Source organism: Mesorhizobium sp. CU3 (genome assembly GCF_006442965.1).
In the GTDB taxonomy this organism is placed as follows: domain Bacteria; phylum Pseudomonadota; class Alphaproteobacteria; order Rhizobiales; family Rhizobiaceae; genus Mesorhizobium.
The window spans coordinates 1-256 of sequence record NZ_VFWX01000060.1; the positions used below are offsets into that span (position 1 = coordinate 1).

1 protein-coding gene is annotated in these 256 nt (G+C 60.2%); it reads right to left on the bottom strand.

Annotation, left to right across the window (positions count from 1 at the left end; genetic code table 11):
• On the bottom strand, positions 1 to 256 hold a 256-nt coding region (locus tag FJ988_RS30605; RefSeq protein ID WP_407067852.1), incomplete at both ends, for a glutamine amidotransferase-related protein.

Consider the following 256-nt stretch of genomic DNA (forward strand, 5'->3'; position numbering starts at 1 on the left):
TCGATGTGGTACGCCGCAAACGGGCAGAATTCGCTGGAAGCGATCACTGTGGCGTTTTCCGGCAAGGTGGTGACCTGGTCCTGGTGGCTGATCAACAGCGTCAATTCTTCCACCACCGGGCTCATCCACGGTGCCTTGGCGTTCAGTTTGTAGTCATGGATGCCCATGCCCCAACCCTTGGTCGCCCGCTCGGTCTTGCCGCCCAACAGCAGCGCCAGCAACTGGTGGCCGAAGCAGATGCCGATCAGTTTGTCGC